Source organism: Acinetobacter sp. CIP 102529, from assembly GCF_000368325.1.
Classification (GTDB): Bacteria; Pseudomonadota; Gammaproteobacteria; order Pseudomonadales; family Moraxellaceae; genus Acinetobacter; species Acinetobacter parvus.
Genome location: NZ_KB849354.1, coordinates 496,089 through 505,044 on the forward strand (window position 1 = coordinate 496,089; position 8,956 = coordinate 505,044).

8 protein-coding genes and 5 pseudogenes are annotated in these 8,956 nt (G+C 40.0%); 3 read left to right on the top strand and 10 right to left on the bottom strand.

Translation table 11 applies throughout. The features are described 5' to 3' along the window. Positions 1 to 699 precede the first annotated feature (699 nt). A pseudogene (locus tag F972_RS16540) lies at positions 700 to 768 on the bottom strand (redox-sensitive transcriptional activator SoxR); the annotation flags it as partial. On the opposite strand from F972_RS16540, the pseudogene F972_RS04505 reads away from it, so the two are divergent. The 3 genes and pseudogenes from F972_RS04505 to F972_RS15075 form a co-directional block, all read left to right on the top strand. Then, positions 763 to 1,072: pseudogene (locus tag F972_RS04505) on the top strand (Rid family hydrolase); the annotation flags it as partial. The pseudogenes F972_RS16540 and F972_RS04505 overlap by 6 nt on opposite strands. Positions 1,073 to 1,136: 64 nt before the next feature. Then, the gene (locus tag F972_RS04510) at positions 1,137 to 2,300 is read left to right on the top strand and encodes an MFS transporter (RefSeq protein ID WP_004756076.1); all 1,164 of its coding nucleotides are present in this window, start codon (positions 1,137 to 1,139) and stop codon (positions 2,298 to 2,300) included. After that, positions 2,294 to 2,461 (top strand): annotated as a pseudogene (locus F972_RS15075) (IS982 family transposase); the annotation flags it as partial. The gene F972_RS04510 and the pseudogene F972_RS15075, both read left to right, overlap by 7 nt. On the opposite strand, the pseudogene F972_RS04515 reads toward F972_RS15075, so the two are convergent. The 9 genes and pseudogenes from F972_RS04515 to arsC form a co-directional block, all read right to left on the bottom strand. Beyond that, a pseudogene (locus F972_RS04515) lies at positions 2,452 to 2,598 on the bottom strand (helix-turn-helix domain-containing protein); the annotation flags it as partial. The pseudogenes F972_RS15075 and F972_RS04515 sit on opposite strands and share 10 nt — an antisense overlap. 512 nt (positions 2,599 to 3,110) lie before the next feature. Further along, a complete protein-coding gene (locus F972_RS16210) occupies positions 3,111 to 3,455 on the bottom strand; it encodes a restriction endonuclease subunit S domain-containing protein (RefSeq protein ID WP_004644574.1) in 345 nt (114 codons plus the stop codon). A 29-nt stretch (positions 3,456 to 3,484) separates the two neighbouring features. After that, positions 3,485 to 4,558, bottom strand: coding sequence for an ArsO family NAD(P)H-dependent flavin-containing monooxygenase (locus tag F972_RS04525; protein ID WP_004644575.1), 1,074 nt, complete (start codon positions 4,556 to 4,558; stop codon positions 3,485 to 3,487). A gap of 101 nt (positions 4,559 to 4,659) precedes the next feature. Continuing rightward, a complete protein-coding gene (trxB, locus tag F972_RS04530; RefSeq protein ID WP_004681738.1) occupies positions 4,660 to 5,613 on the bottom strand; it encodes a thioredoxin-disulfide reductase in 954 nt (317 codons plus the stop codon). 17 nt (positions 5,614 to 5,630) lie between these two features. Then, a pseudogene (arsH, locus tag F972_RS04535) lies at positions 5,631 to 6,335 on the bottom strand (arsenical resistance protein ArsH). A 5-nt stretch (positions 6,336 to 6,340) separates the two neighbouring features. Further along, the gene (gene arsB, locus F972_RS04540) at positions 6,341 to 7,384 is read right to left on the bottom strand and encodes an ACR3 family arsenite efflux transporter (RefSeq protein ID WP_004644578.1); all 1,044 of its coding nucleotides are present in this window, start codon (positions 7,382 to 7,384) and stop codon (positions 6,341 to 6,343) included. 7 nt (positions 7,385 to 7,391) lie between these two features. Further along, a complete protein-coding gene (locus F972_RS04545) occupies positions 7,392 to 7,865 on the bottom strand; it encodes an arsenate reductase ArsC (RefSeq protein WP_004644579.1) in 474 nt (157 codons plus the stop codon). A 6-nt stretch (positions 7,866 to 7,871) separates the two neighbouring features. After that, positions 7,872 to 8,192 carry a metalloregulator ArsR/SmtB family transcription factor gene (locus tag F972_RS04550; protein ID WP_004644580.1) on the bottom strand — a complete coding sequence of 107 codons (321 nt, stop codon included), beginning with the start codon at positions 8,190 to 8,192 and terminating at the stop codon, positions 7,872 to 7,874. 57 nt (positions 8,193 to 8,249) lie between these two features. Next, a complete protein-coding gene (arsC, locus tag F972_RS04555; protein WP_004644582.1) occupies positions 8,250 to 8,684 on the bottom strand; it encodes an arsenate reductase (glutaredoxin) in 435 nt (144 codons plus the stop codon). Positions 8,685 to 8,956 lie beyond the last annotated feature (272 nt).

Consider the following 8,956-nt stretch of genomic DNA (forward strand, 5'->3'; position numbering starts at 1 on the left):
GAGTATTCTTTGTAGAATTTTGGATTCTAATGGAACTTTTTTAAAATTCCACCCACTATTTATTTAATAAATACCCATATTCTGAACTGATGATTCATATTGATATTGAAACCTTGTATGCTCATGATGTTAAGCTTTTGATAAAGCCAAGCTATTTCACCATGCATATACAATATAAAAATTTCATTCTCTCAGTATCTATCCGTTCATTTATATGCCTTGTGCGTTGTTTTCATTCAATGCCAAAGCGGTATAGATTAAATAACCCCATGTTTTATCGAGCATCATAGATAGAATACACAGCAACTCTTTAAACATTGTTCATATTCAGGCTTGGCTAAAACGGGTCTATGGACTGAAACCGCATCATAATCGTGCAGCTCTGTAGAGAAATTGGCTTACATAAACTTTTATTGGTTTTTTCGGCGACTATTTATTTCGCAAAGTACAAGGCCTATTTCAAGACATCAAAGTAGGTGTTATCAATAAATCTGAATTGTATGAATGTCATCCCTCAGAAAAACTAAAAAGAAATGTAAAAACTTGAATCGGCATTTTTTCAAGTGATATTTATGTAAATTTTTATGATCAAAATAGATTTAACGCACAATATTGGTGCAAAAATCATTCTATTTCATTCATCATTTTATTTTTCTGATTCAGCAACAGTAAAATTTCCTGAAAATACGTCCCCATTGATCATTCTGCCAGACAATCATCAGGATTTCTCAGTGGACATTGTTCTAGTGATAGGCAACCACAGCCAATGGTTATAGCCATGTTGTTATTGTGGAACCCAATATGCGTATCATCCATATTGCAGGTCAGAGAGAAGAAAACAAAAATGGTGAACTTTCCATTTTTTGACCAACAGGTACAACAAGTCTTTTATAATATTCAACATGCTTTAATCGCCCCTCAGGCACAACTTTCAGATATAGCCGTTTTGCGTATGCTGATTGTTGACCATGATTCTGAAAAACTTCAGGTATTGGCAGGCATCATGCAAAGTTTGTGGAAAAATCATGCATTTCCTGTATGCACATTGATTCCTGTTTCTAGATTGGCATGAGCAGGAATGCTCGTTGAAATTAAAGCAACCGCATATACTGCATAAACCCGTGATAGAGAAAATTATGTCAGCCCCTCAAGATATTAGTCAAAATAAGGCCTTACTCTGGTTTATGGCTGCGGCGTGCGGTCTATGTGCAGGTGCCAACTATTATAGCCAGCCACTGATCCACTCCATTCAGCAGTATTTTGCCGTAACAGAAAGCAAGGCTGCCCTGACCGTCACTTTTGCACAGGTTTCCTATGCCTTGGGTTTGCTATTTATTGTACCAATGGGCGATGTGGTCAATAAGACCAAGTTTATTCCCCTACTCATGACTTTATGCGCTATGGGTCTGTTCCTGAGTGCATTCTCAATGAACCTGCCAATGTTATGGGTTGGAACACTACTGGTTGGGTTATTTTCCGTTTCGGCCCAAGTGCTGATTCCCCTCGCCACCATGACAGTACAGCCTGAAAAAACAGGCGAAGTTGTTGGCTTTCTCATGAGTGGTTTATTGGTGGGTATCTTGCTTTCGACCAGTCTAGCAGGATTGTTCTCCAACCTGTTTCACTGGAAAGTCATTTATGTGGTCAGTGGAGTCTTGATGCTGATATTGGCTTATGCGCTTAAAAGCCGCTTGCCTTACGTCATGCGCATGAAAATGAATTATGGGCAAATCTTTGTTTCGATGGCCCAACTCTTGAAGCAGGAAAAGCGCCTATTATTACGGGCACTTGCAGGTGGATTTGCCTTTGCGGCGGTCAGTATCCTGTATTCCACCATCGCGCTTCTGCTAAGCTCGGCCCATCATTTACCTGACCTAGTGATTGGGATGGTGAGTCTGGTGGGTATTTTTGGTGCCTTATCCACCCAGTATATTGGCCGATATGCTGATCAGGGCTACACCAGGCAACTGACCTGGATGGGCTGTGCCTTATTCATTATCAGCTGGATTTGCTTCTATTACGGGCAAACATTCCTCATCAGCTATATTGTTGGCTTTGCCCTGATCCAGTTGGCTTTGGCATTGGTACACACCAGCAACCAGAGCATTATTTTCCGCTTACGACCTGATGCAAAGTCACGTATCAATGCGATCTATATGACCGCTTATTTTATTGGAGGTGCCTGTGGTTCCGCACTTGGCATTTTTGCATGGAATCATGGCGGTTGGACCATGACCTGTTTGGCAGGCCTATGTCTGGTTCTTGCGTGTATGCTGTTTAGTTTACTGGATAACCTCTGAGAACTCGTGGTTTTCCGCCTGCTGTTACTGATGCAGAAATCATCACTATGCAAATAGTAGGTGAATTTCTTGGTTTAGATACAGACAAAAATATTTGGATGTATTTCAAAAACAATTGGTTAGAGTGGTTTCAAAAATTAGGATCTTATTCACCAGACTTCACTAATTCCTGATAGCGATAAAATGTATCTCTTGACACACCCATCACTTTGCATGCTCTAGATACATTCTGAAGCTCTTCAGCTAAATTGAGCAGACCTACTTTGTGTTTAATAATTTGATTGTTAGTATGCAACATAAGAAAGTTACCTTTGTTTGATTAAGATTTCGACACCTTTATCAAAACGGGTAACTTTCTCTTTTTCAAGAAGAATGTACGATCAAGTCTGAACTAATACAAAACTTTCTTTAATCCTCTTTCCCTCTGAACTCCAATTCAAGTAATGATCATTGGTGAATTAACCTCAAAACTCGTATAATGCTGCCCTTTGCTTGCCTATCCAGATCCGAGAGCCTTTTATGCAATCACTTGAGTCATTAAAGCCACGCATTTCCGTTGCCCCGATGATGGATTGGACAACAAGATAAAATAATCCATTAATTTACAGCAACTTAAAATAAAAAAAATAAGTTAAGGTGTAAATTTGGAGTAAACTTTATTTTTATGTATCAAAACATAAATCTTCAATATTTTCACTCCCCAATAGATTATTCACAGTTACAAGAGCTGTATCAGATAGTGTTTGAGTAGCTAACACAGCTAGCCTCGTCATTGGGCAAGAAATGGAAACATAAAAAAGATTACGTGCTCTATAAAAAACCTTTCGTATTTGCTTTAGTCAATTTTTTAGTCTCAAGTAACTCTAAAAGCTGTGGCCACTTATAGTGATTCCAGCCACCACCTAAGACCACTAATACATTCTCAAACTCAGCCCCCTTTACACTATGCTGCGTTGCAAAAGGAGTCTGTTTTTCAATAAACTTTGTAACCTCGATAACTTCCTTATATTCGATTTCTCTTAATTTATTATAACGTTGTAGTGTTGAAGACCATTCCTCTTTAGGTGTATCTATAAATGAAAGAAGCTCCTCCTCCCTTCTAATTATTCGATCTGGTGGTAATGGCCGTTTTGTAGTCTTTAAATGATCTATCACTTGACCAATAGTTCCTTCAGTCCTTAACTTTAGTAATTGATCCTAGCCAAATAAGCAGCTATTTGATCTACAGTTGCTCTTGCTGTTCTAGAAACCCCAATGAGTGTTGCGGATGCCATGCCTGTCCATTCCCCATAGCCAACCAACCAAAGGTTATTTATTTTTACTGAGCGCCCATCATTCACAGTAACTGTCTGATCAGGCTCTACCACATCAAGACTTCTTAAGTGAGTCAATGAAGCTTTGAACCCTGTACACCAAATCACAGCATCTACTGCTTGTCTTGTACCATCAGCCCAAACAACGGAATGCTCCTCAAATGAGGTAAAAGGCTCTCTACTATGTAGTACGCCACGTTCGCGGGCCTCTTTGACACTGTCTATCATGACAATATCACCCAGACCACCAACGGGTTGATCAATCACACGACCTTCCTGTTGGGCTTTTAAACGTTCAGTTGCCCGAAGAAATAAAACACGCCCATCAACATCATCCGATAAAAATTGAGGTGGTGTTACTGTGACCCAAGTGGTATCTGCAACTTTTGAGACTTCGGCAAGAATTTGTGCCCCTGAGTTACCACCACCAACTACAATCACTTTCTTGTTGATAAAAGGCTCTGGATTTACATAATGTGCTGAATGCGTTTGTAATCCTTCAAATCGTTCATATCCTTCATAATGGGGAATATAAGGCTGACTCCATGTCCCAGTAGCACTGACCACCGCTTTAGCTCGCCAATATTGATCGCCAGCATACACATCTAAATAGCCATCTTTTTGTTCTATATGGTCGACATGAATTGGTCGAATAATTGGAAATTGATATCGTTGCTCGTATGCTGACAAGTAGCCAATCACTTCATTTCGCGTTGGGTAAGTCTGCTCAGTTGTGGGCATCATCCAACCTGACAATGAACTCCAAGTATTTGGAGAAAAAAGACGAAGAGATTCCCAAGCATGTGACCATGCACCACCTGCCTGAGATTGGTCATCTAAAATAATAAATGGAATTTTCTTACGTTTGAGGAAATAAGCTGTGGCAAGGGCTGCCTGACCACCACCAATAATGATTACATCGACTTCAGTTTGTAATTGAGTCAAAGCTTCTCTCCTATTATTTATAGTCATAATCAAAATAACGCCCAGTCTACTCAACAGACTGGGCGTATTTTATAAAATTTTCAAGCGTTTAAATGAGCCTTTCAATTGCTCAATTGATCAAGATACTTTTCTGCATCCAAAGCTGCCATACAGCCTGAGCCTGCCGAAGTGATTGCTTGGCGATAAATGCTGTCAGCAACGTCACCCGCAGCAAATACTCCTGCCACAGAAGTTGCTGTTGCATTGCCTGAAGTACCACTTTGTACTTGAATGTAGCCTTCACGTAGGTTGAGTTGACCGTCAAACATACCTGTATTCGGTTTGTGACCAATAGCAACAAATAAGCCCTGTACTTCAACATCTTGTATAGTTTGGTCCAAAGTTGATTTCAAGCGAACTGATGTGACACCAGTATTATCACCTATGACCTCATCAACTTGATTGTTCCAAAGAATGCTAATTTTGCCATCTTTTTCTTTGGCAAAAAGATGATCCTGTAGAATTTTCTCTGAACGTAAACTGTCTCTACGGTGAACTAAGGTGACATGCTCAGCAATATTAGAAAGATAAAGTGCTTCTTCAACTGCTGTGTTACCACCACCCACGACCATGACTTTTTGGTTCTTATAGAAGAAACCATCACAAGTTGCACATGCACTGACACCTTGACCCATGAATTTAGCTTCAGATTCAAGACCCAAGTATTGTGCTGTCGCACCTGTTGCAATAATCAGTGCATCACAAGTAAATTCTTCCATGTCGCCTTTTAGCACAAATGGACGGACGCTTAAATCAACTTCATTGATGTGGTCATACACAATCTCTGTACCAAAGCGTTCAGCATGGGCTTGCATTCTTTCCATAAGTGCAGGACCAGTTAAACCTTCTGGGTCGCCCGGCCAGTTATCTACCTCAGTGGTCGTTGTTAATTGACCACCAAGTTGTATACCCGCTATCAATGTAGGTTTTAAGTTTGCACGTGCTGCATACACAGCAGCGCTATAACCCGCAGGCCCTGAACCTAAGATCACTAATTTAGAATGTCTCTTTTGCATTTCTGATCACCTAAAGTTTATAAGCTACGTTGATTGACCCGCTTAGATAATTCTTCTGCCGACTCTTTTCGCTCTGAATAACGATCTGTGAGGTACTAACTTTGTCCACGAGTGAGCAAGGTGAACTTATATAGTTCTTCCATTACATCGACAATTCGATCATAGAAGGATGAAGGTTTCATCCGTCCATCTTCTTCAAACTCTAAAAAAGCTTTTGGAATAGATGATTGATTTGGAATGGTGATCATGCGCATCCAACGGCCTAAAATACGCATCTGGTTTAAGCTGTTAAAGGACTGCGAACCGCCACTAACCTGCATCAATGCCAAAGTTTTTCCTTGCGTTGCTCGAATTGCACCGCCTGCCAATGGTATCCAGTCAATTTGTGATTTGAAAATTGAACTCATGGAGCCATGACGTTCAGGTGAGCACCACACCATTCCTTCAGCCCAAGCGAGTAAATCATGCAACTCTTTCACCTTTGGATGTTCTGTGTCTGCATCTTCGGGTAAGGGTAGGCCTTTTGGATGAAAGATTTTTACTTCAGCGCCAAACTGCTCCAAAATACGTCCTGCTTCCATCACCGCCAATCGGCTGTATGAGCGCTCACGGTTTGAACCATACAGCAGCAAAATACGCGGTGGATGATCCAGCTCTTTAGCTTGTACTTTTTCTAAAGTCGGTTGATCGAGAAGATTCATATCTACATTTGGGAGAGTCATAGAAATTACACCTCTGCTTTAAAAAACTTTTTTCTGAGCCACAAAGACACACTGACTAAAGCAATCAACACTGGTACTTCAACCAGTGGACCAATTACAGTAGTAAACGCCACAGGTGAAGCTAAACCAAAAGTTGCAATCGCTACAGCCAACGCCAATTCAAAGTTATTCCCCGCAGCAGTAAAGGAAATTGCTGTAGTTTTAGGGTAATCATTGCCCATCCATTTGCTCATAAAGAAGCTGATGAAGAACATCACAATAAAGTAAATGGTCAATGGAATGGCAATACGTAAAACATCCAGTGGTAAACTCACCACATCATTTCCTTTGAGGCTAAACATCGCCACAATCGTGAACAACAAAGCAAGCAAACTCAGTGGGCTAATTTTTGGTAAGAAGACATTTTGATACCAATCCAAACCTTTCGCTCGAACCAGAATAAATCGTGTCATAAAGCCAAGGAAGAACGGAATCCCTAAATACACGAATACCGCATGAGTAATCGTCCAGAAATCCACATTGATCACTTGCCCTGCAACACCAAAATAAGGTGGTAAGAAGGTCAAGAACAACCAAGCATAGGTACTGAAAAATAAAATTTGGAAGATACTGTTAAAAGCCACCAATGCAGCAACATATTGGTTATCCCCACAGGCCAAACCGTTCCACACCAAGACCATCGCAATACAACGAGCCAGTCCTATCAGGATTAAGCCTGTCATATACTCTGGATAGCTATGTAGAAAAACAATGGCTAAGGCAAACATCAATACTGGTGCTATCACCCAGTTCTGTACTAAGGACAAAGTTAAGGTTTTTTTGTCTTTAAACACTTGTGGTAGCGCTGCATAATCCACTTTAGCTAATGGTGGATACATCATCAGAATCAAACCAATCGCAATTGGAATATTGACGGAATCCACACTCATTTTATCCAATGCCACTGAGGCTTGTGGAAAGAACACACCGATCGCTATTCCCAACCCCATTGCAATGAAAATCCATAGCGTGAGATTACGATCTAAAAAGGATAATCTTTGTTGAGCCATAATTTTCTCATTCAATATCTGAGATGTGATTGATTGCAGCAATCAATTCAGGACGAGACATATGTGCTGTATTCAATGCAAATAAAGCATCTAAACGACGATTGATATGGTCTACAGTCACTTGGAATGCCTGTAATTTTTCTTCTTTAGGTAAGTCTAAGTGTGATGGATCAGCCAAACCCCAATGTGCCTTGATCGCTCCGCCTAAATAAAGCGGACACGCTTCTTGTGCTGCTGAATCACAAACCGTAATCACCACGTCAGGTTGATATTGTTCACAATCATCAATGGTTTTACTCCACAAACCATCTGTTGAAAGACCAAGATTTTCTAAAGTTTCTATGGTCAATGGATGTACTTGCCCTGATGGCTTACTACCTGCACTGTATGCTTTCCAACCCTCAGGGGCACGACTATTAAAAAGCACTTCGGACAAAATGCTACGGCAACTATTTCCAGTACACAAAAAAAGGAATTTCATATTGTTCTACTCGCAATAACTATTAATTTGTTGAAATGATGGAGCAACTTTTGGCTGTAAATCAGCATTTTTAAGGGTGTTAAGTATGTCTAGGCACCAAATGGGTAAATTAGGATTGAGACTGTAATAGACCCATTGCCCTTGACGTCGATCTTGTAAGAGCCCCGAAGAACGCAGTAAGGCTAAATGCCGTGAAATCTTAGGTTGGCTCAGCTGTAATTTTTCAGTCAAATCACAGACACACTGTTCATTATTCCCAAGAACCAACATGACAATGTTGAATCGAGTTTCATCAGCCAAACATTTAAAGAAATTGATTTGATCCATATTTTTACCCACTCAAACATATGGATATATCAATATTCACATATATCCATGAAATTTTTATTTCAATCGCTGCCCATTTGCATCCAGCACTTGTTCACCATCTTCTTTAGTGAAAGCACCCTTTTGTGGGAGTGGCAGAATTTCTAAAACCAGTTCTGACGGGCGACTTAAACGAGTTCCTAGTTCAGTCACCACGAATGGGCGGTTAATCAAAATTGGATACTGAAGCATAAAGTTAAGCAGTTTCTCATCCCTCCAAACCTCAAGGTCTAACTCTAGATCACGATAAGGATCAACATTCTTACGGATGGCCTCTCTCACAGTTAAACCTGCATCCGCAATCAGCTGAATGAGCTCACTTTTAGATGGAGGATTTTTAAGATATTCGATCACTTCAGGTTCAATGTTGGCATTACGAATTAACGCCAACGTATTGCGTGATGTACCACATTCAGGGTTGTGATAAATCTTAACTTTTGGAATAGCAGTCATTTGCTCAAACTCAATTGAATCTTTATATATACTTATATACGAATAAACATATATATGCAACTCCGTATATTTTTATATAAGGGCTAAAAAAATTAGCCCCCCTAGAAAGTCTAAAAACTCTGTACACGACAAAAATAGATAACTCATTGAAATAATGTCACAATAATTGTTTTCTAACGACGAATACTATGACACATCTCAATGAGTTATATCTTATCTTAAACAAATCTCTAAAATGGAACAAGTCACATTTAAAGTGCTTTTCGCTCATC